We start from the raw sequence: 25,755 nt of genomic DNA on the forward strand, positions 1-25,755 counted from the left end.
CGCGCCGGATGCTTAGTTACCCGAACTGCGGATCGCGTCCGGCGAGAAGTACGCCTCGCTGAACTGCGGGCTGCTGTCGAGTTTCGGCATCGGCCCTTCGTTGGTCAGGCGGTCGGCCATGTACGCGCCGGAGATCAGGTCGTGGAAGAACACGACGCCGGGGTAGAACGTCTTCGCGTCGTACGCGTACAGCGTCGTCGCGACGTTGGTGCGCCACAGCTGGCCGCGGGCGTCGTAGTTGTCGGCGAGCAGCGTCATCCACGAATCCTCGTCGATGTACAGCACGCGCTTCGCATACTGGTGGCGATAGCCGCTCTTCAGCGTGGCCTGCAGCACCCATACGCGATGCAGCTCGTAGCGGATGTACGACGGGTTCTCGTGGCCCTTGGTCAGCAGGTCCGCATACTTGACCGAGCTGTCCATCGCCTTGTAGTTGTCGTACGGCACGTAGATTTCGCGCTTGCCGACGATCTTCCAGTCGTAGCGGTCGCCGGGGCCGTTGTACAGGCGGTCGTCGTCGACGGTGCGGAAGCCGCCGGGGCCTTGCGGCTGGTCATAGCCGTATTCGGGCGCCTGGCGCACGCGCCGCGTGCCGGGGTTGTACATCCACGTGCGCGACGAGTTGTCGGCGCCGGCCTTGTCCCAGTTCGTGAAGCCGACGATCAGCGAGCCGCGGTCCGACAGCGGCAGCTCCGTCGCGTTGCGGTAGAACGTGCGGTTGTTCAGGTCGCTCTTCACGTCGTACTTGCCGACATTGCGCGGCGAGTAGATGTCGTAGCGCACCTTGCCCCACGCGATGTTGCCGTCGGAGTACACGACAGCCTGATCGTAGGTCGCCTGCTCGGTGCCGATCGCCGACGAGAAGCGCTGGTTCCACAGCAGCTCGGCGGCCGTCTTCGGAATCGGGTAGGGCACTTGCGGCGGCGCATTGGTCAGCCCGTTCGCGTCGGACGTCATCGTCGAGTCGGGCGCGTACGTGCGGATGTCCTTGTAGACGGAATCCGCGTAGCGGAAGTCGCGATGGCTCGGGTACACGTTGATCTTGAACGTGGCCGGGTAGCGCTTGAACATCGCCTTCTGGCCGTCGGTCAGGTGCTCCGCGTACTGCGCCATGTTCTCCGCGGTGATTGTCGCGACCGGCTTCTCGCTCGCGAACGGATCGGGGTAGCGGCCGCCACGCTTGTACTGCACGTCGGGCGGCGTGCCGAGCCACTTGCCCGACCACTCCGGCACGCCGCTGTCCTTGCTCGCGGCGCGCACCGCGCCCATCGGCGTGAGCGGGCCGTCGAGCGCCTTCAGGTCGTCCGGCGTGACCTTCGGGAACGACGCCGTCGCGACGAGTGCGCACGCGGCCATCACCGACGCGCGCAGGAGGGGGAGACGAGTTCGTTTCATGACAAATCCTCTTCTTGCTGAGTGACGAGCGGCCGAGCCGCTCAGAAGTGGTAGGTCGCCGTGGCCAGCACGTAGTCCCGATCGGCGAGCGGACGCGTGACGGGATTCGGCGAACCGAGGAACTTCGCGTAGACGAGCGACAGCGACAGGTTGCTCAGGCGCGTGAACGTGACGCCGGCGGTCACGCGGTGGTCGCCCTGGCCCGTGAGCGAGCCGAGCGCGCCGGCCAGCGGCGACGTACCCGCCAGGTCGTGCGTGTACGTGAGCGGCACGTCGAGATCCCAGCCGTTGAACACGTTCTTGTAGCTGAGCGTCCAGGCCAGCTCGAGGGCGAGCGCGTTGCGCGAGTTCGTGAGGGTGGTCGAGCCGTCGACGGCCGAGATGCCGCCCGCGTGCACGTACGTGATTTCACCGACCAGCGACTGCGAATTCGCGAGGAAGCTCGGCCCGATCGAGTAGATGCCGGACAGGTTGAGCTGCGTGACGTTCGCGCGCGTCGCCTGCGCGCCGGTCGGCGTGTTGACGAGCACGGCCGCGCCCTGGCGGTATGACGCCTCGCCCGCGACGTTGACCGGACCGACCTGCGTCGAGAAGCTCGCGCCGGTCAGCTTGATGTTGTTGAAATAGGTCTGCCGGTACTGGAGCACGGGATAGAACGACGTGACAACGCTCGGGTTCATGTCGTTGTAATGCAGGTGATACACGCCGAGCTCGGTATCGCCGAACACGCGCAGGCGTGCGCCGATACCCCACTGGTTGTGCGCGCTCGGCTTTTCGTCGGCGCCGCGCGGAATGATCATCCCGCCCGGGCCGATGATGAACTGCGCGCCCGGGCCGACCACGTCCGAATAGCTCCAGTACGTGCCGGGCGCGGTCAGGCGGTTCTGCTGGAACGAGAACTGGTAGTAGCCGAGCAGGCTGAAGTTCGGCGTGATCTGCCACTGCGTCGAGATCTGCGGCACGGGCAGCAGGATGTCCTTCACCTGAGCGCCCGCGACATAGGACTTGGTGGCGTCGGCCGGGCCTTGCGCGCCCGCGATGTTCGGGAAGAACAGGCTTTCGCCCCAGGCGACCACCTGGTCGCCGACCTTCACGTTCAGGCTCGTCGCGCCGATCTTGAAGGTGTTGTAAGCGTAGGCGGCGAGCAGCGTCGTATGGCCGCCCGACCAGTAGCGGGCATCGCTCGTGAAGTTGTTGTACTGGCCCGACTGGTTCACGGTGCCCGGCGCGTCGTTGTAGTTCGGGCGGTGATAGGCCTGATCGTAGAACGTGCTCGCGCGGACGAACACACCCCAGTCGTCGTGCTTCAGGTTCACTTCGCCGAGCAGGCTGACCTGATTCTCGATCAGCTTGTTCTTCGCGAAGTTGCGATCGCCGTCGTCGCCATTGATGTTCGCGGGCGTCAGCAGATTGCCGCTCGGCGCACGCGTGCGCATGCCGAGGCCGTAACTCAGCGTGAACGTGTAGTCCAGCGTCGTGTCGGCGCCAAGCTCGATCGTGCTGCCTGCGTGCGCGTTGGGAACGGCGCACGTCAGCAGCGCGGCGGCCAGCGTCGACAGCGTGGCGGTGGCCCGCTTGTCGGTACGGCGCGAAATCCGTTGATGCATGGTGTCTCCTCTGGGGTATCGACGACGGTCGACTGTGGTTGTCGTGAGAGGCAGAGTAGGGAGATCGCGGTAGCAGGGAATCGTCGAAATGAACTAGATGACTTCCCTAGGACTGGAAACGATCGGGGCGCGCCGGTCGCGTTCGCTCGTCAGCGTGGTTCCGCTTTTGCCGCCGCGAGGAACGCCGGCCGTTCGCCGCCCCCGTCGAGCCGCAGGTTCGCGCCCGATGCGTACGACGCATCGGGCGACGCGAGGAACAGGCACGCCGACGCGACGTCGTCGGGCGTCGCGAGCCGACCGGCGGGAATCGTCGCGCGGATCGCGTCGAGCGCGGCGTCGTCGCCGTAGTGGCCTTCGGTTGCGGATTCCGTCTGCACGAGGCTCGGGCTGATCGCGCACACGCGCACGCGCGGCGCCCATTCGACCGCGAGCGACGTGACCGCGTTGACGAGGCCCGCCTTCGCGGCGCCATAGGCGGCGGTGCCGGGCGAGGGACGCGATGCGCTGACGCTCGCGATGAACAGCATTACGCCTCCGTGCGGTTGCGGCTGCATGATTGCGTTCACGCGCTGTGCGAGCTGCAGCGGCGCGATCAGGTTCAGCCGCACGATCGATTCGGTGAAGCGCGGCGACGCGTCGGCCGCGAGCACGAACGGCGAGCCGCCCGCGTTGTTGACCAGCACGTCGAGGCAGCCGGTGGCGTCGCGGATCGTCGCGAGCATCGCGTCGACCTGCTCGATGTCGCGCAGGTCGGCCGCAATGAAGGTGGCCGTGCGGCCGCCGCCTGAGGGCGGCGTGTCGGGCGCGCTGCGCCCGCACACGAACACGCGCGCGCCCGCCGCGAGAAATCGCTCGGCGATGCGCCGCCCGATGCCCTTGGTGCCGCCCGTCACGAGCACCGTCCTGCCGCTGTAGTCGAATCCGTTCATCGTCTGCCTCCGTTTCGGTGGCCCGATGATAGGAACAAGCGCGCGCGGTTTCGTAGTCTGAAAGGATGATGCCGGCCGGCGCCGGCGGCGCAATCATCGTGGCAGGCATCCATCGACCGACGAAGGAGACAACCCGCGATGACGACCCCCACGACGCCGCCGGCCGGCATCTTCACCGACGTACCGGGCGGCCTGCGCCTGCATCACTTCGAGGCGGGCGACGGCCGCCCGGTGGTGTTCATCCACGGCAGCGGCCCGGGCGCCAGCGGCTTCAGCAACTTCAAGCACAACTACCCGGCATTCGCGGCCGCGGGCCATCGCGCGATCGTCGTCGACCTGCCGGGCTACGGGCAGTCGTCGAAGCCGTCCGACGTCGCCTATACGCTCGATTTCTTCGTCGATGCGCTGCACGCGCAGCTGTCCGCGCTCGGCATCGGGCCGGCCGCGCTGCTCGGCAATTCGCTGGGCGGCGCGATCGCGCTGAAATATGCGCTCGATTATCCCGACGAAGTCGACGGGCTGATCATGATGGCGCCGGGCGGCGTCGAGGATCGCGACACCTATTTCCGGATGGAAGGGATCCAGCGAATGGTGAAGCTGTTCACCAATCGCCAGATGAATGACGACACCATGCGCGAGCTGCTGACGCTGCTGGTGCACGATTCGGCAATCGTCACCGACGCGCTCGTCGCCGAGCGGATGAAGGTGTGCGTCGAGCAGCCGACCGAAGTGCTGTCGACGATGAGCGTGCCGAATCTGACGGGGGCGCTCGGCGACCTGCGCTGCCCGGTGCTCGGCTTCTGGGGCACGGACGATCGCTTCAATCCGGTCGGCGGCGCGCTGACGTTCCTCGAACGCTGCCGCGACGCGCGCTTCGTGCTGCTGAACCGTTGCGGCCACTGGGTCATGGTGGAACACGCGGCGTATTTCAATCGCGAATGTCTTGATTTCCTGGCGGCGCCTGCCGCGGCCGCCTCACGATAACGCCCGATGCCCCTGATGACCGGCCCGTTCGAGGCCGGTTCGCCTGACTACACGGAGACACAATGAAACTCATCGAAGACCTGTTCGACCTGCGCGGCAAGGTGGCCGCGATCACCGGCGGCGCGCGCGGCATCGGCGCGGAAACGGCACGCACGCTGGCCGCGGCCGGCGCGAGCATCGCGATCCTCGACGTGCTGTCGCAACCGGCGGAAGCACTCGTCGAGGAGATCCGCGCGCAAGGCGGCCAGGCCGCGTTCTGGTCGCTCGACGTGACGCGCGAGGCCGACGTGGCGCGCGTGTTCGACGAGATCGTCGCGCGCTTCGGGCGTCTCGACGTGCTCGTGAACAACGCGGGCATCGAAGGGCACAACGTGCCGACGCACGAACTCACGCTCGCGCAATGGCAGCGCGTGCAGGACGTGAACGTCAACGGCGTGTTCCTGTGCACGCGCGCCGCGATTCCGCACATCGAGGCGGCCGGCGGCGGCTCGATCGTGAACCTGTCGTCGATGTACGGGATCGTCGGCGGTCCCGACGTGCCCGCGTATCACGCGTCGAAGGCGGCGGTGCGGATGATGGCGAAGGTCGACGCGATGCTGTATGCGACGAAGAACATCCGCGCGAACTCGGTGCATCCGGGCTATATCCGCACGCCGATGCTCGAGGACGCATTCCGCCAGATGGGCCAGGATCCGGACCGCGCGTTCGAGTACATGCAGACGCACGTGCCGATGGCGAAGATCGGCAGCCCGCGCGACATCGCGGCCGGCATCCTGTATCTCGTGTCGCCGGCGGGGCGCTACGTGACGGGTGCGGAGCTGGTGATCGACGGTGGATACACCGCGCGCTGACGCGCGGCGATCGAAACGAAACAGGAGACAGGCAGTTGAAAGCGCTCGTGGCAGTGAAGCGCGTGGTCGACGCGAACGTGAAGGTCGGCGTGAAGTCCGACCGCACCGGCGTCGACATCGCGAACGTGAAGATGTCGATGAATCCGTTCGACGAGATCGCGGTGGAAGAGGCCGTGCGATTGAAGGAGGCCGGGGTCGTGGCGGAGGTGATCGCGGTGTCGGTCGGTGTGACGCAAGCGCAGGAAGCGCTGCGCACGGCGCTGGCGATCGGTGCCGATCGCGCGATCCTCGTCGAGTCGAACGACAGCGTCGAGCCGCTGGCCGTCGCGAAGATCCTGAAGGCGCTGGTCGACAAGGAACAGCCGCAACTCGTCATTCTCGGCAAGCAGGCGATCGACGACGATTCGAACCAGACGGGCCAGATGCTGGCCGCGCTGGCAGGCCTGCCGCAAGCGACGTTCGCGTCGAAGGTCACGATCGCCGATGGCCGTGCCACGGTCGCCCGTGAAGTCGACGGTGGCGCGGAAACGCTGTCGCTGCAACTGCCGGCAGTCGTCACTACGGACCTGCGCCTGAACGAGCCGCGTTATGTGACGCTGCCGAACATCATGAAGGCGAAGAAGAAGCCGCTGGAAACGGTGAAGCCGGAAGACCTGGGCGTGGACGTCGCGCCGCGTCTGAAGACGCTGAAGGTGGCCGAGCCGCCGAAGCGCGCGGCCGGCGTGAAGGTGCCGGACGTGAAGACGCTGGTCGAGAGGCTGAAGACCGAAGCCAAGGTGCTGTAAGAGGGAGCGGAAAGAAATGACGATTCTGGTAATCGCCGAGCACGACGCGGCATCGGCAGGCGGCGCTTCGCCGATCAAGGCCGCGACGTTGAATACGGTGGCGGCTGCTGCGAAGATTGGCGGCGACATTCACGTGTTGGTCGCGGGGCACAACGCGCAGGGCGCGGCCGATGCGGCAGCGAAGATTGCAGGCGTGTCGAAGGTGCTGCTGGCCGACGCGCCGCAGCTTGCCGACGGTCTCGCCGAGAACGTCGAAGCGACGGTGATGACCATCGCGGAGAATTACTCGCACATCCTCGCGCCGGCAACTGCCTACGGCAAGAACGTCGCGCCACGCATCGCCGCGAAGCTGGACGTCGCGCAGATCTCCGACATCACGGCTGTTGACAGTGCCGACACGTTCGAGCGCCCGATCTACGCGGGCAACGCGATCGCGACGGTGCAGTCGAGCGATCCGATCAAGGTGATCACGGTGCGTACGACCGGTTTCGATCCGGTTGCAGCGGAAGGCGGCAGCGCGGCGGTCGAGAAGATCGAAGCGGCGGCCGATGCAGGCAAATCGCAGTTCGTGAGCCGTGAAGTGACGAAGCTGGATCGTCCGGAGCTGACGTCGGCGAGCATCATCGTGTCGGGTGGCCGCGGCCTGGGCAGCGGCGAAAACTACACGAAGGTGCTGGAGCCGCTGGCCGACAAGCTGTCGGCAGCGCTGGGCGCATCGCGCGCGGCAGTCGATGCCGGCTACGTGCCGAACGACTACCAGGTCGGCCAGACCGGCAAGATCGTCGCGCCGCAGCTGTACATCGCGGTCGGCATCTCGGGCGCGATCCAGCATCTGGCTGGCATGAAGGATTCGAAGGTGATCGTCGCGATCAACAAGGATCCCGAAGCGCCGATCTTCAGCGTGGCCGACTACGGCCTCGTCGGCGATCTGTTCGCGCTCGTTCCCGAAGCGGCCGCGGCGCTCTGAGCGATGCCGCTGTTCGAATTCAACGGCATGCGGCCTCGCGTCGATCCGTCCGCGTACGTTCATCCGAGCGCGGTCGTGATCGGCGACGTGACGATCGGCGCGGGCTGCTACATCGGCCCGCATGCAAGCCTGCGCGGCGACTTCGGCGCGATCGTCGTCGATGACGGCAGCAACGTGCAGGACGGCTGCGTGCTGCACGTCGGCATCGGCGAGACGTGCCGGCTCGGCGTGAACAGCCACATCGGCCACGGCGCGATCGTGCACGGCGCGACGCTCGAGCCGGACACGATGATCGGGATGAACGCGGTCGTGATGGACGGCGCGACGATCGGCGCGACGACGATCGTCGCGGCCTGCGCGTTCGTGAAGGCCGGCTACGTCGTGCCGCGCGGCGTGCTGCTCGCCGGCGTGCCCGGGCGCGTGGTGCGGCGGTTGAGCGCCGCGGAGATCGACGCGAAGGCGACCGGCACGCGGGTCTATCAGCAGCTCGCGGTGGATTGCTTGAGGACGCTCAAGCAGATCGACGGCGCGTAGGCGATGCGCGTCATCGATCCGGCGGCGGATGCTTGCCGGCGAGAAAGCCGTCGTCGGGTGGCGTGAATACTGCGGCTCCGTGCACGATGCGACGGTTTTTCTCGGGGTTTGTTCGGATGGCGATTCGCCTTCGCGCGTGCCGGTCGTGACGTTCGCGCGGGATCGATTGCCTGATGCGGCGTCGTTGTCTTAAGATCGGCGTCAGACCATCCCTCCGCCTCCGGCGCCGAATGAAAACGACCACACGCCTGCGCGTCGCCATCATCGCTTCGGCTTTCGCCGTCTATCACATATTCATGCACGTCCAGTGGGTCGCCAGCGGTTGCATCGCGTTCCTCGGCAGCCGGCATTGCAGCTTCGAGAACAGTGCGAATTTCGAAGGAATGATGGACCTCGACCTGCTGCTGACCTGCGCGTGGGTCGCGGGCGCGGTGATGGGGTGGTTCGCCGTTGCCCGCGCGCCGAAGAAACCCGGTTAGCCGAGCGGGCGTCGCGCAGCCGCCTATTGCGTGCGCACCGGCGCCGGCCGGTCGTGCAGGAACGCGAGCGACAGCGCCGCGAGACCACAGCTCGCGATGAGCATCAGCAACGCGCCCTTGCCGGCATGCACCATGACCCAGCCGCCGACCGACGGAAAGCCGAACGTGCCGATGAAATACGACGCGACGAACCACGTCAGCACGCCATGCCGTTGTGTATCCGCGCAATCGTTGAGCGCCTGCGCCTGGATGACCGGATACATGAGCCCGTAGCCGGCGCCGAGCAGCACGGCCGCGACGGCCTGTAGCGATGCATGCTGGGCGGCGCCGAACATGGCGAGCGCACCGAGCATCATCATCATGAGCAACCCCTTGGTCGCGGTTTCGGGGCGCGCCATCCTGACCCATTTCCCAAGCAGCCAGCGCGCACTCAGCACCGTCATCGTGTAAAGGCTGAAGAATGTGCCGGCGCGCGCCTGCGTGCCTTGCATGAACGACATCTGGAACGTCATCAGGCCGGAGAACACGCAGGTGCCGAGCGCGATCATCGCGATCGGCGCGGCCGCGCGCGTGCGCGAGATGGCCCGGAGTTCGCGCACCCAGCGGCCACCTGATGCCGCGGCGGGCGGGTGCGGACACAGGCGACCGAACGCTTCGAACATCAGCGATGCGAGCGCGCACAGCGCGCCGACCGCATAAAGCGTGTCGTCGATCGACCAGTGGAGCATGCGCATCGCATACGAGGCGAACGCCGGGGACGCGCCGATCCCCGTCATCTGGAAAGTCGCCGAGCGGAAGAACCACACGTTCCGGGCGGCGCCGCTGGTCCGCTCGGCCAGCGACATCGGCGCGGCCAGGTGAAACGCGCCCCAGCCGAAGCCGACCAGGAAGCCGGACGGCAAATCGGCGGCCGGCGCGCGCCCGACGAGTGCGAAGCCGACGATGCCGGCGCCGATGCACAGCGACGACAGCGCGGCGATCCGCGCGGCGCCGATCTGCCGCGAGAACCAGCCGACCACCGCCAGACCGGCGAAGGTGCCGACGGTCGCGGCGGCCAGTGCGGCTCCGGTATCGAGATCGCTGCCGCCGATCGCGCGAAAACGCATCGACAGCAGGAAGGTTGCGCCGTAGCCGCCCGCGGTGAGCAGGGTGCCGACGAGAAAGAGCAACGCAGTTTGAACGCGCATGACAGCCATCCGGGGCGGCAGAGACGGTCAGAAATCGTCGAATGCGAGACAGTATGGACCAGGACCGATGCGGGATGCCCGCATTTGCGATGACGTGATCGCGCCATCGGCTCTTGTCGGACGTGGCTCGAACATGGTCCACCGGACGCGCCGTCTCGGGCGGTGCGGCCCGCGCCCGGAGGCGCCGCACGACGACAACGCATTCGTCCGATCAGCGTCGTCGCACGACGCCGCCGGCGGCGTTTACCTCGCTCGTTCGCGCGTCTCGCGCGGCCTTTGCTTTCCCCTGTGCGCTGCACTAGATTCGAAGCATTACGTGCCACCGAACGCGCGAGGTGAAGCCATGACGCCTTGGGAGATTCAGGGAACCGAACTAATGAACTGCAATTGCTCATACGGTTGCCCCTGCCAGTTCAATTCGTTGCCGACGCACGGCAACTGCGAAGCGATGGGTGCGATTTCGATCGACAGCGGCCACTACGGCGACGTGGTGCTCGATGGCGTCCGGATCGCGGTCGTGTTCCAGTGGCCGGGGCCGATTCACGAAGGCCACGGACGGTGCCAGCCGATCGTCGACGAGCGCGCGAGTCCGGCGCAGTGCGAGGCCGTGCTGAAGATCATGACCGGTCAGGACACCGATCCGTTCGCGACGATGTTCTCCGTGTTCGCGTCGACGCTCGAGCACGCATACGATCCGATCTTCGCGAAGATCGATTTCGACGTCGATGTCGATGCGCGGCGCGGCCGGATCGGCGTCGAAGGCGTGTTCGACATCGTCGGCGAACCGATCCGCAATCCGGTGACGGGCGCCGAGCATCGCGTGCGGATCGACCTGCCGCACGGCTTCGAATACGAGCTGGCCGAGATCGGTTCGGGCACCGGCCGGTCGCGTGGCCACATCGAGCTGAATCTCGAGCGGAGCTACGCGCAGTTCGCGCGGCTGCACCTGAACAACCATGGGCTGATCCGGCATCGCGTCGCGGCATGATCCCCGTCGGCGATTTTCTCGGACGCGAGCGCGTCGTCACGCTGCTCGGCATGACCGCGCTCGTCGGCGCGTGCTGGGTCTACCTGTGGACGGGCGCGGGCACCGGCATGTCGGCGCTGGACATGACGGCGGTGGCGTTGTTTCCGCATCGGCTGGCCGACGACACGGGGGCCATGGATCCGGCGCTGGCGACCGTGGTCCTGATGTGGTGGGTGATGATGATCGCGATGATGACGCCCGGCGCGGCGCCGCTCGTGCTGTTGTACCGGCGCGTGCTGCGGCATCGCGGTGCGCAGGGCGACGGGGCGGCCGTGACGTCGGCGTTCCTGCTGGCCGGCTACCTGGCCGCGTGGTTGGCGTTCTCGGTCGCCGCCGCCGTGCTGCAGATGCTGCTGCAGCCTGCCGGCCTGATCTCCGGAATGATGCTGTGGTCGAAGAGCGCCGCGCTGTCCGCGATCGTCCTCGCGCTGGCCGGCGCCTATCAATTCTCGCCGCTGAAACAGGCGTGCCTGCGGCAATGCCGGTCGCCGGTCCGGTTTCTCACGACGTACTGGCGCCCGGGAGTCGCGGGCAGCTTCCTGCTCGGCGTGCGGCACGGTGCGTATTGCGTGGGCTGCTGCTGGCTGCTGATGGCGCTGCTGTTCGTCGGCGGCGTGATGAACGTTGTGTGGATCGTCGCGTTGTCGCTGTTCGTGCTCGTCGAAAAGGTGCTGCCGGGCGGCGAGCGCATGGGCCGCGCACTGGGCATCGTACTGATCGCGTGGGCGGTCGCGACGTTGCTGGTGTAGCGAGCGCGTTCGTCTTTGGCTCAACAACGGAGTGTCTCGATGAAAATCCGATGCCTCGCCATCACATTCCTCGGTGCGATGGCCGTCGTCGCGACACCGGTGCGTGCGGGCGGGAGCATGTCCGACATGAGCATGGACGACATGAAGATGTCGGCGCCGGATTCGGCGTTGACCGATGCCGAAGTGAAGCGGATCGATGCCGCGCACGGCATGGTGACGCTGAAGCACGGCGCACTCGAGAACGTCGGGATGGCGCCGATGACGATGGCGTTCAAGGCCGGCGACCCGGCGATGATCGAGTCGTTGCACGTGGGCGACAAGGTCAGGGTCCGGGTCGAGCGCGTGGCGGGCACGCTGACGATCGTGAAGCTCGTGCAACGGCAGTAGCGATCGCCGGTGCTAACCCGGTCCGTCGCCGGAGTCACCCTCGGCTTCAGCAAAATTCAACTCGACGCCATTGCCGGCCGGATCGGTGAAAAACAGCTGAAGCTGGCGCGTGAGCGGCACATACGTGCGCGAGTACCGGACCTGCGCGTCGGCCAGGCGCCGTTCCATGTCGGCCGCGTTCTCGCATGAAAACGCCATATGGTCGAACGTGTTAACGACGTGCGCCGGCCGAACCTCGCCCGGCCGCGCTTCCGACAGGTGGAGGATCGCCTGCCCGCCCGCGTAGAGCCAGTAGCCGTTGCTCTGGAACGGCGGTCGATAGCCCGGCTGGAGGCCCACGACGTTCACGTAGAAATCGCGCAGCGTATCGAGCGTGGCGCGATCCGCGCGCAGGTTGTAATGATTGAGTCCGATCACTGACATGGCAGGTTGTCCGGTTCGTGCAAGGTGCGTCGCGCACAGCATCGCGCAACGCGGGGCGTCCTGTCACCCCCGCATGCCTTTGACCGCCGCGGCCGGCCGCGCGAGCCCGCGCGCCGGCAGCGGCGTCGACATCACGATCGACGTGCGCGTTTCGCCGTACAGGTTGATGCGCTCGATCAGTTGCTCGAGGTGCGCCATGCTGACGGCGACGAACCGCATCACGTAGGAATCCGCGCCGGTCACGTGATGGCACTCGACCACTTCGGGAATCGTCTCCAGCAGTTTCAGGAATTTCGCCTTCGCCGGCTGCGGCACCGTGATGCCGATCAGCGCGCTCACCGGATAGCCGGCCGCGGCCGGATTGACCCGCGCCGTGTAGCCGTCGATCACGCCGGCCGATTCGAGGCGCTTTACGCGTTCCGTCACCGCCGGCACCGACAGGTGAACCTGGCGCGCCAGCTCCGTGTAGCTGATGCGGCCGTTGGCCTGCAGCAGCGCGAGTATCTTCCAGTCGAGTTCGTCCATCGCGGCGGAGTTTTTAAGGTGAAGGCCTCATTTTTCCTTAAAAACCGTCTTCAGCGGCGACCGGACTTTCCCTACGATGCGGATCATGTCATTGCATGACGCGAGGAGCCGGCCATGCTGTTCATCAAGTCCGTCGTGATGGGGTTGTCGATCGCCGTGCCGGTCGGCCCGATCGGCATGCTCTGCATCCAGCGCAGCCTGAGTCGCGGCTTTCACGCGGGGTTCGCGACGGGCATCGGCGCCGCGTGCGCCGATGCGATTTACGGACTGCTCGGCGCGCTGGGCGTCGCCGGCATCGTTACCGCGTTTCCGGTGCTGACCGTCGCGCTGAAAATCGTCGGCGGCGCGTTCCTCGTGTGGCTGGCCTGGTCCATCGCGCGGCAGGCGCCGGCCGCGTCGGCTGCGGTGCAGGACGTGCCGCGCACGACCGTGCTGCGCGATTTCCTGACGACCTTCGGCCTCACGCTGTCGAACCCGATGACGATCCTGTCTTTCGTCGGGATCTTCGCGGCGCTCGGCCCGCTGGCGGGCACGCATGAAGGCACGATGGGGCCGACCGTGGCGTCGATGGTCGCGGGCGTGTTCCTCGGATCCGCGACGTGGTGGCTGTGCTTGAGCGGCGCGACCGCCGCGTTGCGAGCGAAGATGCCGCTCACGTTCGTGCACGGGCTGTCGCGCGTGTCGGCCGTCGTGATCGCGGTGTTCGGCGCGATCCAGTTGATCGCGGGCATGCGCGGCGTCGTCTGGTCATGACGCAAGCCGCGGCATCGACACACCGCGCGCGCGGTCAGAACGTGTAGCTGACCTTGCCGAACGCGGTGCGGCCGAGCGTGTTGTAGCCGTACGCGGTCATGTACTGACGGTCGAACAGGTTCGACAGCGTCGCCGACACCGTCAGGTGCGAATTGATCCTGTACGACGCGCGCAGGTTCACGGTCAGGTACGACGGCAGATACGTCGTGTTGGCCGGGTCGTCGAATGTCGTGCCGCCGTAGTTCAGCGACGCGCCCGTGCTCAGTGCGTGCAGGTTGAATTCGTCCCACGTGTGGTCGACGTTGACGCTGACCGTCTGGCGCGGCCGGCGGTTGAGCCAGCTGTCGTTGGTTTCGTCCTGCGGATTCAGGAAACCGACCGCGACGCTCACCGGCGTATAACGGCCGATCGTGCCCTTGTACGACAGGTCGATGCCGCGAATATGCGAGCGACCGATGTTCATCGGCGAGCGCGTCGCGGGGTTGTAGGCGATCAGGTTGTTGATGCGCGTGTCGTAGATCGCGGCGCTGAACGTGCCGTACGCCGTGTTCGCATCGAGCGCGGCCTCGACCGAATCGCTGCGTTCCGGGTTCAGGTCCGGGTTGCCGTAGCCCGGGTAGTACAGATCGTTGAAAGAGGGCAAGCGGAACGCGTTGCCGTATGACACGCGCGCCGTATAGACCGGCGTGATGGCCCACGACAGCGCGGCGTTGCCGGTGTTCACGGCCTTCCCGGCGATGATCTCGTGCCGCCCCGCGACGAACATCGTCACGCTGCCGAGCGTCGCCGACTGATGCAGCGAGAACGCGGAGTCGTTGCGCGTGGGCACGCCGTCCGGCACGTCGACCGGCAGGAAGGCCTGTTCGCGCGTGAAGTCGTACGCGACCTTCGTCTCGCCCGACAGCGGCAGGCCGAACAGCCGGAAGCCGTGTTCCTGACGGGTCAGCGACGTCGACGAACTGATGCGCTGCGAGTTGATCTGGTCGGTTGGAATGGTCGGGTCGCTCGCATACAGGAACTGGCGGTCGTTCGCATAACCGAACGACTGGTCGAACTGGGTGTCGGGCGTGATGTCGAGATGGAACGCGATGCCGGTCGTCAGCTGATGATCGAGCTCGCGATTCGCAAAGCCGGCGTTGTCATAGGACAGGTCGGAGCGGTGATACAGCGCGAACGTCGAGATCGACCAGTTGTCGCGCGTGTAGCCGAGTCGCGCATCGAGGTCCTGCGCGTGATACGGATTGCGGCCGTCCTCGTGCCCGTATGCGAACGGCCGCGTTGCGTCGATGCCGGCCGTGTTGTAGTCGTGCAGGCCGAGCGTGTAGGTGAGGCCGCCGAGCGCGGCGAGCGGCCCCGTCGACGGCACGGTGCCCGACGTGCGCACCTGCGTGTCGAAGGTCTTGTTCGAGCCGCCGCCGAACGACACGGTCGTCTGGTTCGGCTGGCCGGCGGCGCGGCGCGTGAACAGTTGCACGACGCCGCCCATCGCGTTCGCGCCGAACGATGCGGCGGCCGGTCCCGAGATCACCTCGACGCGTTCGAACGCGTCGGTCGGCAGGTCGGCCCACGGCGCGATGCCGGTCGTCGGCGAGCCGATCCGGATGCCGTCGATGAACACCACGACCTGGTTGGCGGACGAGCCGCGGATGCTCACGGACGCGGACGAGCCGGGGCCGCCGTTCTGCGAGACGGTCACGCCCGGCAGTGTCGCGAGCGCCTGCGTGATGCTCGGGTCGCTCGGCGACAGCCGATCGAGATCGGCGCGCGTGAGCACCTGCGTCGTCGCATAGCGCTGGTCGAACGATTCGGGCAGGTGCCGCGTGTCGGTCACGCTGATCGTCGGCAGGTCGGCGGTTGCGGCGGGTTGGGGCGGCTGCGGGAGCGCCGTGTCGCCGGCGGCATGGGCGATCGGGGCGAACAGCGCCGTGGCGGCGGACGTGGCGAGAAGGTGGCGAAGATTCATGAGGCAATGAGCGTGATCGTGTTGCAGGTACGACGAGCGTAAGCGGGTGGCGGTGCGTACCGCCCGGGTTCGTATTGGTCTATCGCGAGACCGGACGGCATGGGCGGTCGTCGCGCGGATCGAACGACACGGCACGGCACGCGCGTGCGGACACGCCGCGCCCTTGGCTGGCGCGACGGCACGACACTTCCGGCGAGGAAGCGGGGGCGGAAAGACTGGACATCTGAAGGGTCCTGAGGTCGGGCCGTCCATGCAACGGGGGCGACCGCCCAAGGCGGTGCCTGGCGCTCCGGGACACCCCGCCCGGCGCGGCTGCTTGGACCTCGGGTCGATGGCAGGTCTCCTGGCTCGCGGGTCGCTATTCGCACCGGCCTTCCCGGTTTCCCAGTGGCTTGGAGTAGTGCGGATTCGCCGCTCACAGTTGCGGGGGCAGCCGCAGATTCGAGGCGCTGCCTCTCCTGCGTTCCCTTTTGATCCCGTCTCCGGGAACCATCAGCGCGCAAGCGTAATGGCGAGCGCTCCGGCGCGTCAATCGGCGAAGCGCGCGGGGATGCGAAAAAACGTCAGTGCTCGCCGGATTCTTTTCCAAATCCTCGCTTGAGAGACATGAGGACCCCTTTACTTTACATCTGAGGAAAGGGCGCGCTGGCTGCGCGGCAATCGCGTCGGAACCGGCTCGGCGCGACGCCCGTCCATCGCACGAACGCGCGCCGGAATGCTTCCTCGCCGCCGAACCCGAGATGCGCGGCGATCCGCGCGACTGGCCAATCGGACTCGCGCAGGCAGCGCCGCGCGACGTCGGCGAGACACTCCTCGCGCAACGCGTGATAGCCGCTGCCCTCGGCCGCCAGCCGCCGCCGCAACGTCGCCTCGCTGACGCCGAGCCATGTCGCCAGCGCCGCAAGCGCGGGCAGCGCCTGCTCGCGCGCGAGCGCCGCGTCGAGAAAGCCGCGCACCTGCTGCGCCCATGACACGACGGCCGGCGCCGCATCGATAAGACGAAACGGAAAATCGACGAGGAATGCGGCCAGTTCGCCCGGCTGGCGGATCACGCGGGCATCGAGCCGCGCGGCGTCGAATGCGAAGCCATAGGTTTTGCGGCCGACATCGACCGGCGCGTTGAACAGCCCGAGCAGCGGCATCGCGTCGTCGCGGCGCGGATGGCCGAGCCAGACTTCGTCCGGTCGCAGCGGCTGCCCGATCAGCCAGCCGAACAGCTGCAGATAGCAGAACAAGCCCGTCAGGTCGACGAGGCACGCGGCCGGGCTGCGCGTGCGGCGCAGCGAATCCATCCGGAACGTCGCGCGCCCGTCGCGCACCGCGAGCGACAGCGCGCCGGCGCGCGGCGTCAGCATCTCGCAGAATTCAGCCGCGCAGCGGATCGCGTCGGCGAGCGTCGCGCAACTGAGCAGGCAGCGGCACATCAGGTCGACTTCCTGCTTGCGCATCGGCGGATGGCCGTTGCCGCGCGCAACCTGCGCCTCGAGCCGCTCGATCGCGTCGCGGTACAGCGCGACGAAGCCGCCGGGCGTCGTCGACGCGACGTCGGCGGCCGGCGTCGTCGGTCGTTCCGCCGGCGGTGCGCCGCTGCGCGTCAGCTCGTCCAGCAGGCGGGCGCCGAGGCCCGGCAGCATGCGGCCGCGTGCCGGCATTGCGCGCTGTTTCATCTCTCTCCCGATCTGAGCGTTACGACAGGGGCCGGTGAGCGGGCCGGTAGGGGTTCGCCGGCCGTCGCCACGCAAGAATGCTATCCACGCCGGCCGCTTCCGGCCTCGCCGGAACGGCGTAGGCGACCGGCATCGCATTGCGCCGCGAACTTCCCGAGACGACCCGCGAATGATCCAGATCGTAGACGAAATCACCCTCGCGCCCGAGCGCATTCCCGACGTGCTGGCGCTGCTGCGCGACCGATATTTGCCGGGCCACGCGGCGCGCGGACTGACGGCAGCCGGCCGCTGGGTGTCGCCGCCCGTCGCGGTGCCGGGGCAGCCGAGCACGCTGTGGCTGACATGGCAGGTTGCCGATGCACCGGATGCGCGCGCTGACCGACGGCGACGTGGTCGCGTTCTGGACGGCCGTCGACGCGCTGTGCGACGCCCGCCGCCGCCATGTGATGACGGACGCCGATGCGCCGCTGCCTGCGCTGACGGAGGTCGACCATGCGGCATGACACCGCGCAGATATTCGCTTCGGCGACCGACGATGCCGACGCGTTCGAACGTGCATTGCGCGACGCCGCGCATGCGTTGCCCGGCGCGACCCGCGTGGCGCTCGCGCGCAATCTGGACGGCTGCTGGAACGCGGGCGACTACACGCTCGACGTGCTGCGCGACGAACAGGCGGCCGACCACGCGCGGGACTTCACCGCGCTGGCCCGCATACCGGGCGTCGTGCGGATCGACGGCGCCGCATGCCGGGCGGTCGGCGGCGGCCTGCGCGAGCCGGCGCTGCGCGACGGCGTATGGCGCACGCTGATGCTGCGCGTGCGGCCGAAGGCCGACGAAGCGCAGGTACGCGACCTCGAGCGCGAACTGCTGCGCATGCCCGCGTTCATGCCCGGCATCCGCAACTGGCGGCTGAGCCGGATCGTGACGCCGGGTGCGTGGACCCACGTCTGGCAACAGGAATTCGCGCACGCCGGCGATCTGCTCGGCGAATACCTGCTGCATCCGTATCACTGGGGCTGGGTCGACCGCCGCTTCGACGCCGAAAGCCCCGACTGGACGGTCGATGCGATCTCGCACGCGTTCTGTCCGCTCGCGTCGAGCCTGCTGGCCGACACGGCCGGGTGACGCGCGGCGCACGCGAGCCGCCGCCATGCAAACGACAACCCTGGAGACACCACCATGCGAGCCTTGCTGATCGACCACGTCGGCCATTCCGACGCGCTGCGAATGGCCGACGTTCCCGCACCGAGGCCGGCCCCCGGCGACGTGCTGATCCGCGTCGCGTACGCGGGCGTCAATCCCGCCGACTGGAAATGCCGCGAAGGCTATCTCGGCGCGTTCATGCAGATCACGTTTCCGTTCGTGATCGGCTTCGACGCGGCCGGGGTGGTCGAGGCGGTCGGCGAGGGCGTGGAAGGTTTCGCGCCGGGGATGCGCGTGTTCGCGCAGACCGACGTCGGCGCGGGGCGCTGGGGCGCGTATGCGGAATACGTCGCGGTGCGGCACGACTCGGTCGTGCGCCTGCCCGACGCGGTCGGCTTCGCGGAAGCGGCCGCCACGCCGACGCCCGCGCTGGCCGCGTGGGCCGGCCTGTTCGACGACGGCGCGCTGCGTGACGGGCAGACCGTGCTCGTGCACGGCGGCGCGGGCGCGGTCGGCACGTTCGCGATCCAGCTTGCCGCGCAGGCGGGCGCGCGCGTCGCGGCGACGTGCTCGGCCCGCAATCGCGCGCGCGTCGAGGCGCTCGGCGCGGCGGCGAGCATCGACTATCGCGCGCAGGACATCGCGGCGGCCGTGCGGGCGTGGGCGCCCGGCGGCGTCGATCTCGTGCTCGATGCGGTCGGCGGCGACACGCTGCCCGATGCACTCGACCTGCCGGCACCGGGCGGCACGCTCGTGAACATCATGACGCTCGCGGCCGGCGATGCGGAGCGGCTGGCCGCGCAGGGCGCCGAAGCCGCGCGGCGCGGCCTGCGCACCGCGATGACGTACAGCCGGATGCCGAGCGGCGCCACGCTGGCGGCGATCGCGGAACGGCTCGGCCGGGGCGTGCTGCGCGTGCCGCGCTTCGACAGTTTCCCGCTCGAACAGGCGGCGCGCGCACTCGATCTCGTTCAAACGGGCGACGCGAAAACCAAGTTTGTGCTGCACGTTGCGGATATCGCGGGCTGACACGGAACGGTCCGCGCACGACACCCCCTTTACCGGAGACATCATGACCGACACCCGAACCGCGACGCTCGCGGGCAAATGCGCGCTCGTGACCGGCGCGAGCCGTGGCATCGGCCGCGCAATCGCGCAGCGCCTCGCATCGGAAGGCGCGACCGTCGTCGTGACGGCGCGCAGCCTCACGCAATCCGCGACGACCGCCGGCACGCTCGCCGAAACCGTCGCGCTGATCGAGCAGGCGGGCGGCCGCGCGATCGCGCTGGCGGCCGACCTGTCGAACCCGGCCGAGCGCGACGCGCTCGTCGGACGCGCGGCGCAGGCGGCCGGCGGCCTCGATATCCTCGTGAACAACGCGGGCGTGGCCGACTACGCGCGCGTCGACGCGATGCCGATGACGATGTTCGACACGACGATCGAGCACTATCTGCGCATCCCGTTCGCGCTGAGCCAGGCCGCGATTCCGCTGATGCGCGCGCGCGGCGCCGGCTGGATCGTAAACGTCGGCTCGGTCACGGCGCTCGCGCCGCCGCGGCCGTTCGACGATTTCTCGCGCGCGGGCGGCGCGACCGTCTATGCGGCAGTCAAGGCCGCGCTGTCGCGCTTCACGCAAGGGCTCGCGGCCGAGCTCGAAGCCGACGGCATCGCGGTGAACCTGGTCGCGCCGAGTACCGCGATCCGCACGCCGGGCGCGGCCCGCTACATCCCCGAAGGCTATCCGACCGAGGACGTCGCGTATCTCGCGGAAACCGCGCTCGCGCTGTGCAGCCTGCCGGCAAGCGAGCGCACGGGCCTCGTCGCGCACAGCCTGCATTTCCCGCTGTCGCAAGGGCTCGCGGTGCGCTCGCTCGACGGCCGCTCGCCGTTGCCGCCGCCCGTGGTTCCCGCGTACGCGCATCCGCGCATCGACCCGACAGGACTTTGACATGACGACTTCGATTCGCTTCGACGGCGGTACCGCCGTGATCACCGGCGCGGCCAGCGGTATCGGCAGCGGGCTCGCGCGCCATGCCGCCGGGCTCGGCATGCGCGTGGTGCTGGCCGATCTCGACCCGGCGAAGCTCGACGCGTTCGCCGCGACGCTCGACACCGACGTGCTGTGCGTGCCGACGGACGTCAGCCGCCCGGAAGCCGTCGACGCGCTGGCCGACGCCGCATGGCGGCGCTTCGGCGGCGTCGACCTGCTGTTCAACAACGCGGGCGTGATGGCGACCGGCTTCAGCTGGGAAATCACGCCGGAACGATTCGAGCGCAGTTTCGCGATCAACGTGCACGGCGTGCTCAACGGGATCCGCAGCTTCGTGCCGCGCATGCTCGAGCGCAACGTGCCCGCGCGCATCGTCAACACCGCGTCGGTCGGCGGGTTCCTGCCGAGCCCGTTGATGTCGCCTTACTCGGCGACGAAATTCGCGGTGGTCGCGCTGACCGAATCGCTGTACGGCGAACTGAAGATGCTCGGCGCGCCGGTCGGCGTGTCGCTGCTCGCGCCGGGCCCGGTGCAGACGGGCATCTTCAACGACCCGTTCGGCGCCGCGCACGACCGGCCCGAAGTGCAGGGCTTCGTCGACACGATGCGCGCGATGCTGAACGCGCACGGGCTCACGCCCGACGCATTCGCGGCGCGGGCGTTCGACGGCATTCGCGACGGGCGTTACTGGCTGATTCCGCAGCCGGAGACGATCGACGGCGCGCTGCAGCGGCGCACCGCGGACATCCTCGCCGCGCGCGATCCGTCGCTACCGTCGTTGTGATGGGGGAGCGGGCCGGCCGACCGACGCGGCCGGCTCGCGCAAGGTTACATGTGCGTGCCGGCGCGCGTGCGGCCGCCTGGTTCGCCGCCGCGGTCGGGCGGCGTATTGTTCTGATCGATCTTCGCGAGCACGAAGCCGGCATGCGGCAGCGCGGCGGGCGAACGGTGGGCGGCCTGCGCGACCGGGTCGTGCGGCGACGTGGCGGAAAAAACGGACGACGTCACGCCCGGTTGAGCGAACGCCGTGAGGGATGCTGCCGCGAGGGCGGCGGCGACGATCGCGTGCGTGTTCATGGCAACTCCTTCTTCACGACTGACTGCGGGACAACGCATTCAGTCTAGGGCGCGAAACTTAACGCGGCGTGAAGGAGCGGCAGCGCGCGGATGACAGGATGTTCATGCGGTCATCCGCGCGCCGTGACGGTCACGCGGATGCGGCGACCAGCGCGCAGAAGTTCTCGAGATCGACGTTGCCGCCGCTGATCACGATGCCGACGCGTTTGCCTTTCAGTTCGTCCTTCATCCGGCGCGCGGCCGCGAGCGACAGGCAGCCGGTCGGCTCGACGACAATCTTCATACGGGTCGCGAAGAAGCGCATGCAGTCGACCAGTTCCGCGTCGGTCGCGGTCAGGATGTCGTCGACGTCGCGCCGCAGGATCGGGAACGTCAGGTTGCCGAGGTGCTGCGTCTGCGCGCCGTCGGCGATCGTGCGCGGCGTGTCGATGTGGACGATCGACCCGGACCGGAACGATTGCTGTCCGTCGTTGCCGGCTTCCGGCTCGACGCCGTACAGCTTCGCTTGCGGCGACAGCGCGCGCGTCGCGAGCGCCGTACCCGACAGCAGGCCGCCGCCGCCGAGCGGCGTGAACACGGCGTCGAGCGGCCCGACTTCGTCGAACAACTCCTTCGCCGCCGTGCCCTGGCCCGCGATCACGTCCGCGTGGTCGTACGGCGGCACCAGCGTGAGCCCGTGCTGCTCCGCAAGCGCGCGGCCGATCTGCTCGCGGTCCTCGGTATAGCGGTCGTAGGTCACGACGTTGCCGCCGTAGCCGCGCGTCGCGGCCATCTTCGCGGCCGGCGCGTCCTGCGGCATCACGATCGTCGCCGGGATGCCGAGAATGCGCGCCGACAGCGCGATCGCCTGTGCATGGTTGCCGGACGAGAACGCGACGACGCCGTTGCGGCGCTGCGTCGCGTCGAAGCGCGACAGCGCGTTGAACGCGCCGCGGAACTTGAACGCGCCCATGCGCTGCAGGTTCTCGCACTTGAAGAACACCTGCGCGCCGAGCGCTTCGTCGATCGTTCGCGACGTCATCACGGGCGTGCGGTGCGCGTGGCCGTCGAGCCGTGCCGCGGCGGCCGCGACGTCGTCGTAGGTGGGGAGGGTCGGAGTGTTCATGAGTCGCTCGTCGGAAGAGTCGGTCAACAGGGCGCGCGTCTTCACGCGCAGGGTCATTTCGCATCGTTGTATACGGTGGCGCGCGACACGCCGAGGTGCTGCGACACGATTTCCATCGCGCGCCGCACCTCAAGGAAGCCGTCGGCCTTCAGCGTCTGCATCAGCTCGCGGCGCTGGTCAGTCTTCAGCTCGCGCGGCGTGGTCGCGAGGCGCGTCGCGAACGCGTCGATGCGCTGCCGGATCGCGTCCGCGCCGGCCGGGTCGAGCGTTTCGGCGACCGGCGCGCCTTCGGTGCTGCAGAACTGGTTCAGCATCCCCTGGAAACCGCGGAACAGCGTGACGTCCGCATTCAGGCACAGCGCGGCCACATAGCGGCCGCTCGAATCCTTGATGCCGATCGACGTGCTTTTCGCGGTGCGGCCGTCGGCGAAGCGGTTCGCGTAGTTCGCGAGGACCTGCGGGAAGTCTTCGTCCTCGATGCGCGCGAGCCCGAGTTCGGTCGCCGGATCGCCGATCGCGCGGCCCGACAGGTTGTTGTGGATCGCGAGGATCGCGTGCTCCGGCGTGCGCAGGTCGTGCACGACGACTTCGGTGAACGGCGCGAACATCGCGCCGAGCCCTTCGGCGATGCGCAGCACCTGCTCGATCAGCGATGCCTGTTCCGACTGCGGCCTGGGGCGGGGCGTGGTCATGTATTGGCCTCGAGCGCGGGCGCGTCGGTCGTTTCCGGGCGCGTGATGTCGGCCAGCAGCGGGCGGGCGATCCGCACGTAGTCGGACGCGTCGAGCACGACCGAGCGGTCGAGGCGGCCCGCGTTGAACGCGATTTCGTCGTTGAGTTCGATCAGCGCGGGGTCGACGACGAGCGTCACGTTCGGGTCGAACACGAACGGCGGCACGGCGCCCATCACGCAGCGCGTGACCGTGGCGGCGAGTTCGGGCGGCGCGAGCGTCGCCTTGCGGCGGCCGACCGCGTCGGCGACCTTGCGGAAATCGATCTTCTGATGGCCGGGGATGACCGCGAGCGCGGTGACGTCGCCGCCGTCCTTGAACGTGCAGAGCATCGCCTTCGCGCCCTGTTCGGGACGCGTGCCGCGAATCGCGGCGATCACGTCGCATTTGCCTTCGGCCGGGTGGTCCAGCACGCGGAACCGCGCACCGGAGGTGTTCAGCAGCTCGCACAGCGCGTCGAAAACGGGATAGTCGCTCATGTCGATCCGGGCAGGAGGGGGGCGCATCGCGGTACGCGGCGACGGCGCGCTTCGGTTCGCCGTCGATGAATTGTCCAAGTATAGACGTTTTGTCATGTGCGTGGCAAAGGCCCGACGCATAGGCCGCCGTGTTTGTCATCCCACCAACTGCCGAAAGGCCGTTTCATATCGCGGAATGCGTGGGAAATTCCCGCCGCGCGGCCGTCCCGCCGCTTGAAAACCTGTTTTGCATCGCAAAACGCATTGCTTATCTCATTGAAAAACAAGCGAAATTTATATCTTATGTCTTATATAAGACTTCGCCGAAAGCGCATCGGGCGGCGTTACTATTGAGTCCATGCAGTTCGCTTCGTCACACGGAGCGGGCACGCTGAACCCTTTACTCAAATGCGCTTCGTTCCCAGGAGATTGACATGTCCCAATATCAAGACGACATCAAGGCAGTGGCTGGCTTGAAGGAAAACCACGGCAGCGCGTGGAATGCCATCAGCCCCGAGTATGCCGCCCGCATGCGTGCCCAGAACAAGTTCAAGACGGGCCTCGACATCGCCAAGTACACCGCGAAGATCATGCGCGCCGACATGGCTGCGTACGATGCCGATCCGGCCAAGTACACGCAGTCGCTGGGTTGCTGGCACGGCTTCATCGGCCAGCAGAAGATGATCTCCATCAAGAAGCACTTCAACAGCACCGAACGTCGTTACCTGTACCTGTCGGGCTGGATGGTCGCCGCACTGCGCTCGGAGTTCGGCCCGCTGCCGGACCAGTCGATGCACGAAAAGACTTCGGTCAGCGCGCTGATCCGCGAGCTGTACACGTTCCTGCGCCAGGCCGACGCACGTGAACTCGGCGGCCTGTTCCGCGAGCTGGATGCCGCCAAGGATGCCGCTGCGAAAGCCGCCATCCAGGAAAAGATCGACAACCACGTGACGCACGTCGTGCCGATCATCGCCGACATCGACGCCGGTTTCGGCAACGCCGAAGCGACGTACCTGCTGGCCAAGCAGTTCATCGAGGCGGGCGCGTGCTGCATCCAGATCGAGAACCAGGTGTCCGACGAGAAGCAGTGCGGCCACCAGGACGGCAAGGTCACCGTGCCGCACGAGGACTTCCTCGCGAAGATCCGCGCGATCCGCTACGCGTTCCTGGAGCTGGGCGTGGACGACGGCATCATCGTCGCCCGTACCGACTCGCTCGGCGCCGGCCTGACCAAGCAGATCGCCGTGACCAACGCGCCGGGCGACCTGGGCGACCAGTACAACGCGTTCCTCGACTGCGAAGAGCTGTCGGCCGACCAGCTGGGCAACGGCGACGTCGTCATCAAGCGCGACGGCAAGCTGCTGCGTCCGAAGCGCCTGCCGAGCAACCTGTTCCAGTTCCGCGCCGGTACGGGCGAAGCACGTTGCGTGCTCGATTGCATCACGTCGCTGCAGAACGGCGCCGACCTGCTGTGGATCGAAACGGAAAAGCCGCACATCGCGCAGATCGGCGGCATGGTCAGCGAAATCCGCAAGGTCATCCCGAACGCGAAGCTGGTGTACAACAACAGCCCGTCGTTCAACTGGACGCTGAACTTCCGTCAGCAGGCGTACGACGCGATGAAGGCAGCGGGCCAGGACGTGTCGGCATACGACCGTGCGCAGCTGATGAGCGTCGAGTACGACGAGACCGAACTGGCCAAGCTCGCCGACGAGAAGATCCGTACGTTCCAGGCCGATGCGTCGCGTGAAGCAGGCATCTTCCATCACCTGATCACGCTGCCGACGTATCACACCGCCGCGCTGTCGACCGACAACCTCGCGAAGGAATACTTCGGCGACCAGGGCATGCTTGGTTACGTGGCCGGCGTGCAGCGCAAGGAAATCCGTCAGGGCATCGCGTGCGTCAAGCACCAGAACATGTCCGGCTCGGATATCGGCGACGACCACAAGGAATACTTCAGCGGCGAAGCAGCGCTGAAGGCGGCGGGCAAGGACAACACGATGAACCAGTTCTCGTAATCGTCATACCCGCGGCAC

At 67.7% G+C, this 25,755-nt stretch carries 27 protein-coding genes, 1 pseudogene and 1 riboswitch; of the genes and pseudogenes, 16 read left to right on the forward strand and 12 right to left on the reverse strand.

The window, feature by feature from the left end:
• Window positions 1–12 precede the first annotated feature (12 nt).
• The 3 genes from HWX22_RS09285 to HWX22_RS09295 all read right to left on the reverse strand — a co-directional run bounded on the left by HWX22_RS09285 (window position 13) and on the right by HWX22_RS09295 (window position 3,931).
• Window positions 13–1,395, reverse strand: a complete 1,383-nt coding sequence (locus tag HWX22_RS09285; protein WP_059691327.1) for a DUF1329 domain-containing protein — start codon at window positions 1,393–1,395, stop codon at window positions 13–15.
• Between the two features lie 41 nt (window positions 1,396–1,436).
• Entirely contained in the window at window positions 1,437–3,002 is a 1,566-nt protein-coding gene (locus tag HWX22_RS09290) for a DUF1302 family protein (protein WP_175909992.1), read from the reverse strand.
• 149 nt (window positions 3,003–3,151) lie between these two features.
• Window positions 3,152–3,931, reverse strand: a complete 780-nt coding sequence (locus tag HWX22_RS09295; RefSeq protein WP_175915470.1) for an SDR family oxidoreductase — start codon at window positions 3,929–3,931, stop codon at window positions 3,152–3,154.
• A 138-nt stretch (window positions 3,932–4,069) separates the two neighbouring features.
• Between HWX22_RS09295 and HWX22_RS09300 the strand changes: the two genes are divergently transcribed.
• The 6 genes from HWX22_RS09300 (at window position 4,070) to HWX22_RS09325 (ending at window position 8,531) form a co-directional block, all read left to right on the forward strand.
• The gene (locus tag HWX22_RS09300) at window positions 4,070–4,915 is read left to right on the forward strand and encodes an alpha/beta fold hydrolase (protein ID WP_175915471.1); all 846 of its coding nucleotides are present in this window, start codon (window positions 4,070–4,072) and stop codon (window positions 4,913–4,915) included.
• A 62-nt stretch (window positions 4,916–4,977) separates the two neighbouring features.
• Window positions 4,978–5,766: a glucose 1-dehydrogenase gene (locus HWX22_RS09305; protein WP_175915472.1), complete on the forward strand. Its 789-nt coding sequence runs from the start codon at window positions 4,978–4,980 to the stop codon at window positions 5,764–5,766.
• A 35-nt stretch (window positions 5,767–5,801) separates the two neighbouring features.
• Window positions 5,802–6,551 (forward strand): electron transfer flavoprotein subunit beta/FixA family protein, encoded by a 750-nt coding sequence (locus tag HWX22_RS09310; RefSeq protein WP_175915473.1) that lies wholly within the window; start codon window positions 5,802–5,804, stop codon window positions 6,549–6,551.
• 16 nt (window positions 6,552–6,567) lie between these two features.
• The gene (locus HWX22_RS09315; RefSeq protein ID WP_175915474.1) at window positions 6,568–7,518 is read left to right on the forward strand and encodes an FAD-binding protein; all 951 of its coding nucleotides are present in this window, start codon (window positions 6,568–6,570) and stop codon (window positions 7,516–7,518) included.
• 3 nt (window positions 7,519–7,521) lie between these two features.
• Window positions 7,522–8,052, forward strand: a complete 531-nt coding sequence (locus tag HWX22_RS09320) for a transferase hexapeptide repeat family protein (RefSeq protein ID WP_175915475.1) — start codon at window positions 7,522–7,524, stop codon at window positions 8,050–8,052.
• A gap of 230 nt (window positions 8,053–8,282) precedes the next feature.
• Window positions 8,283–8,531, forward strand: coding sequence for a hypothetical protein (locus tag HWX22_RS09325; protein ID WP_059690174.1), 249 nt, complete (start codon window positions 8,283–8,285; stop codon window positions 8,529–8,531).
• A 23-nt stretch (window positions 8,532–8,554) separates the two neighbouring features.
• On the opposite strand, the gene HWX22_RS09330 is transcribed toward HWX22_RS09325, so the two are convergent.
• Window positions 8,555–9,718 carry an MFS transporter gene (locus HWX22_RS09330; protein WP_175915476.1) on the reverse strand — a complete coding sequence of 388 codons (1,164 nt, stop codon included), beginning with the start codon at window positions 9,716–9,718 and terminating at the stop codon, window positions 8,555–8,557.
• Between the two features lie 343 nt (window positions 9,719–10,061).
• Between HWX22_RS09330 and HWX22_RS09335 the strand changes: the two genes are divergently transcribed.
• The 3 genes from HWX22_RS09335 to HWX22_RS09345 are packed head-to-tail and all read left to right on the forward strand — an operon-like array spanning window position 10,062 to window position 11,881.
• Entirely contained in the window at window positions 10,062–10,706 is a 645-nt protein-coding gene (locus tag HWX22_RS09335) for a DUF1326 domain-containing protein (RefSeq protein ID WP_059819159.1), read from the forward strand.
• A complete protein-coding gene (locus tag HWX22_RS09340) occupies window positions 10,703–11,494 on the forward strand; it encodes a DUF2182 domain-containing protein (protein WP_175915477.1) in 792 nt (263 codons plus the stop codon). Before HWX22_RS09335 ends, HWX22_RS09340 begins: the two co-directional genes overlap by 4 nt.
• Before the next feature lie 39 nt (window positions 11,495–11,533).
• On the forward strand, window positions 11,534–11,881 hold the full coding sequence (locus HWX22_RS09345; protein WP_175915478.1) for a copper-binding protein: 348 nt from the start codon (window positions 11,534–11,536) through the stop codon (window positions 11,879–11,881).
• A 12-nt stretch (window positions 11,882–11,893) separates the two neighbouring features.
• Here HWX22_RS09345 and HWX22_RS09350 read toward each other — a convergent pair whose 3' ends face one another.
• Together HWX22_RS09350 and HWX22_RS09355 are read right to left on the reverse strand one after the other, a co-directional pair.
• Window positions 11,894–12,304: a VOC family protein gene (locus tag HWX22_RS09350; RefSeq protein ID WP_175915479.1), complete on the reverse strand. Its 411-nt coding sequence runs from the start codon at window positions 12,302–12,304 to the stop codon at window positions 11,894–11,896.
• 63 nt (window positions 12,305–12,367) lie between these two features.
• Window positions 12,368–12,829, reverse strand: coding sequence for an Lrp/AsnC family transcriptional regulator (locus HWX22_RS09355; RefSeq protein ID WP_059525614.1), 462 nt, complete (start codon window positions 12,827–12,829; stop codon window positions 12,368–12,370).
• 114 nt (window positions 12,830–12,943) lie between these two features.
• Between HWX22_RS09355 and HWX22_RS09360 the strand changes: the two genes are divergently transcribed.
• Entirely contained in the window at window positions 12,944–13,582 is a 639-nt protein-coding gene (locus HWX22_RS09360; RefSeq protein WP_175915480.1) for a LysE family transporter, read from the forward strand.
• A 34-nt stretch (window positions 13,583–13,616) separates the two neighbouring features.
• Here the strand turns inward: HWX22_RS09360 and HWX22_RS09365 are convergent, their stop codons facing one another.
• Window positions 13,617–15,545 (reverse strand): TonB-dependent receptor, encoded by a 1,929-nt coding sequence (locus HWX22_RS09365; protein ID WP_175915481.1) that lies wholly within the window; start codon window positions 15,543–15,545, stop codon window positions 13,617–13,619.
• 315 nt (window positions 15,546–15,860) lie between these two features.
• Window positions 15,861–16,054: riboswitch (cobalamin riboswitch) on the reverse strand.
• A gap of 114 nt (window positions 16,055–16,168) precedes the next feature.
• Window positions 16,169–17,212 carry an AraC family transcriptional regulator gene (locus tag HWX22_RS09370; RefSeq protein WP_175909971.1) on the reverse strand — a complete coding sequence of 348 codons (1,044 nt, stop codon included), beginning with the start codon at window positions 17,210–17,212 and terminating at the stop codon, window positions 16,169–16,171.
• 169 nt (window positions 17,213–17,381) lie between these two features.
• Here HWX22_RS09370 and HWX22_RS09375 point away from each other — a divergent pair.
• The 5 genes and pseudogenes from HWX22_RS09375 to HWX22_RS09395 all read left to right on the forward strand — a co-directional run bounded on the left by HWX22_RS09375 (window position 17,382) and on the right by HWX22_RS09395 (window position 21,129).
• Window positions 17,382–17,715 (forward strand): annotated as a pseudogene (locus HWX22_RS09375) (hypothetical protein).
• A complete protein-coding gene (locus HWX22_RS09380; protein WP_175915482.1) occupies window positions 17,705–18,337 on the forward strand; it encodes a Dabb family protein in 633 nt (210 codons plus the stop codon). Before HWX22_RS09375 ends, HWX22_RS09380 begins: the two are co-directional and overlap by 11 nt.
• 54 nt (window positions 18,338–18,391) lie before the next feature.
• Window positions 18,392–19,384 (forward strand): NADP-dependent oxidoreductase, encoded by a 993-nt coding sequence (locus HWX22_RS09385; protein ID WP_175909968.1) that lies wholly within the window; start codon window positions 18,392–18,394, stop codon window positions 19,382–19,384.
• Between the two features lie 43 nt (window positions 19,385–19,427).
• Window positions 19,428–20,303, forward strand: a complete 876-nt coding sequence (locus HWX22_RS09390; RefSeq protein ID WP_059690163.1) for an SDR family NAD(P)-dependent oxidoreductase — start codon at window positions 19,428–19,430, stop codon at window positions 20,301–20,303.
• A 1-nt stretch (window position 20,304) separates the two neighbouring features.
• Window positions 20,305–21,129 (forward strand): SDR family NAD(P)-dependent oxidoreductase, encoded by an 825-nt coding sequence (locus HWX22_RS09395; protein ID WP_059450361.1) that lies wholly within the window; start codon window positions 20,305–20,307, stop codon window positions 21,127–21,129.
• A gap of 44 nt (window positions 21,130–21,173) precedes the next feature.
• On the opposite strand, the gene HWX22_RS09400 is transcribed toward HWX22_RS09395, so the two are convergent.
• From HWX22_RS09400 to HWX22_RS09415, 4 genes are all read right to left on the reverse strand, one after another.
• Window positions 21,174–21,422 (reverse strand): hypothetical protein, encoded by a 249-nt coding sequence (locus HWX22_RS09400; protein WP_175909966.1) that lies wholly within the window; start codon window positions 21,420–21,422, stop codon window positions 21,174–21,176.
• 130 nt (window positions 21,423–21,552) lie between these two features.
• Entirely contained in the window at window positions 21,553–22,527 is a 975-nt protein-coding gene (locus tag HWX22_RS09405) for a threo-3-hydroxy-L-aspartate ammonia-lyase (protein ID WP_059690160.1), read from the reverse strand.
• A 53-nt stretch (window positions 22,528–22,580) separates the two neighbouring features.
• Entirely contained in the window at window positions 22,581–23,219 is a 639-nt protein-coding gene (locus HWX22_RS09410; protein ID WP_059819148.1) for a PAS domain-containing protein, read from the reverse strand.
• Window positions 23,216–23,737 (reverse strand): YbaK/prolyl-tRNA synthetase associated domain-containing protein, encoded by a 522-nt coding sequence (locus HWX22_RS09415; RefSeq protein WP_175915483.1) that lies wholly within the window; start codon window positions 23,735–23,737, stop codon window positions 23,216–23,218. Before HWX22_RS09415 ends, HWX22_RS09410 begins: the two co-directional genes overlap by 4 nt.
• Window positions 23,738–24,150: 413 nt before the next feature.
• Between HWX22_RS09415 and HWX22_RS09420 the strand changes: the two genes are divergently transcribed.
• A complete protein-coding gene (locus HWX22_RS09420; RefSeq protein ID WP_175915484.1) occupies window positions 24,151–25,737 on the forward strand; it encodes an isocitrate lyase in 1,587 nt (528 codons plus the stop codon).
• Window positions 25,738–25,755 lie beyond the last annotated feature (18 nt).

It is taken from the genome of Burkholderia sp. BCC1638 (assembly GCF_902833195.1).
GTDB classification, from domain to species: domain Bacteria; phylum Pseudomonadota; class Gammaproteobacteria; order Burkholderiales; family Burkholderiaceae; genus Burkholderia; species Burkholderia diffusa.

Bases quoted from the DNA above. Each gene is read 5' to 3' on its own strand.
- HWX22_RS09285 (WP_059691327.1), bottom strand. From the start codon at position 1,395: ATGAAACGAACTCGTCTCCCCCTCCTGCGCGCGTCGGTGATGGCCGCG.
- HWX22_RS09290 (WP_175909992.1), bottom strand. From the start codon at position 3,002: ATGCATCAACGGATTTCGCGCCGTACCGACAAGCGGGCCACCGCCACG.
- HWX22_RS09295 (WP_175915470.1), bottom strand. From the start codon at position 3,931: ATGAACGGATTCGACTACAGCGGCAGGACGGTGCTCGTGACGGGCGGC.
- HWX22_RS09300 (WP_175915471.1), top strand. From the start codon at position 4,070: ATGACGACCCCCACGACGCCGCCGGCCGGCATCTTCACCGACGTACCG.
- HWX22_RS09305 (WP_175915472.1), top strand. From the start codon at position 4,978: ATGAAACTCATCGAAGACCTGTTCGACCTGCGCGGCAAGGTGGCCGCG.
- HWX22_RS09315 (WP_175915474.1), top strand. From the start codon at position 6,568: ATGACGATTCTGGTAATCGCCGAGCACGACGCGGCATCGGCAGGCGGC.
- HWX22_RS09320 (WP_175915475.1), top strand. From the start codon at position 7,522: ATGCCGCTGTTCGAATTCAACGGCATGCGGCCTCGCGTCGATCCGTCC.
- HWX22_RS09325 (WP_059690174.1), top strand. From the start codon at position 8,283: ATGAAAACGACCACACGCCTGCGCGTCGCCATCATCGCTTCGGCTTTC.
- HWX22_RS09330 (WP_175915476.1), bottom strand. From the start codon at position 9,718: ATGCGCGTTCAAACTGCGTTGCTCTTTCTCGTCGGCACCCTGCTCACC.
- HWX22_RS09335 (WP_059819159.1), top strand. From the start codon at position 10,062: ATGACGCCTTGGGAGATTCAGGGAACCGAACTAATGAACTGCAATTGC.
- HWX22_RS09340 (WP_175915477.1), top strand. From the start codon at position 10,703: ATGATCCCCGTCGGCGATTTTCTCGGACGCGAGCGCGTCGTCACGCTG.
- HWX22_RS09345 (WP_175915478.1), top strand. From the start codon at position 11,534: ATGAAAATCCGATGCCTCGCCATCACATTCCTCGGTGCGATGGCCGTC.
- HWX22_RS09350 (WP_175915479.1), bottom strand. From the start codon at position 12,304: ATGTCAGTGATCGGACTCAATCATTACAACCTGCGCGCGGATCGCGCC.
- HWX22_RS09355 (WP_059525614.1), bottom strand. From the start codon at position 12,829: ATGGACGAACTCGACTGGAAGATACTCGCGCTGCTGCAGGCCAACGGC.
- HWX22_RS09360 (WP_175915480.1), top strand. From the start codon at position 12,944: ATGCTGTTCATCAAGTCCGTCGTGATGGGGTTGTCGATCGCCGTGCCG.
- HWX22_RS09365 (WP_175915481.1), bottom strand. From the start codon at position 15,545: ATGAATCTTCGCCACCTTCTCGCCACGTCCGCCGCCACGGCGCTGTTC.
- HWX22_RS09370 (WP_175909971.1), bottom strand. From the start codon at position 17,212: ATGAAACAGCGCGCAATGCCGGCACGCGGCCGCATGCTGCCGGGCCTC.
- HWX22_RS09380 (WP_175915482.1), top strand. From the start codon at position 17,705: ATGCGGCATGACACCGCGCAGATATTCGCTTCGGCGACCGACGATGCC.
- HWX22_RS09385 (WP_175909968.1), top strand. From the start codon at position 18,392: ATGCGAGCCTTGCTGATCGACCACGTCGGCCATTCCGACGCGCTGCGA.
- HWX22_RS09390 (WP_059690163.1), top strand. From the start codon at position 19,428: ATGACCGACACCCGAACCGCGACGCTCGCGGGCAAATGCGCGCTCGTG.
- HWX22_RS09395 (WP_059450361.1), top strand. From the start codon at position 20,305: ATGACGACTTCGATTCGCTTCGACGGCGGTACCGCCGTGATCACCGGC.
- HWX22_RS09400 (WP_175909966.1), bottom strand. From the start codon at position 21,422: ATGAACACGCACGCGATCGTCGCCGCCGCCCTCGCGGCAGCATCCCTC.
- HWX22_RS09405 (WP_059690160.1), bottom strand. From the start codon at position 22,527: ATGAACACTCCGACCCTCCCCACCTACGACGACGTCGCGGCCGCCGCG.
- HWX22_RS09410 (WP_059819148.1), bottom strand. From the start codon at position 23,219: ATGACCACGCCCCGCCCCAGGCCGCAGTCGGAACAGGCATCGCTGATC.
- HWX22_RS09415 (WP_175915483.1), bottom strand. From the start codon at position 23,737: ATGAGCGACTATCCCGTTTTCGACGCGCTGTGCGAGCTGCTGAACACC.
- HWX22_RS09420 (WP_175915484.1), top strand. From the start codon at position 24,151: ATGTCCCAATATCAAGACGACATCAAGGCAGTGGCTGGCTTGAAGGAA.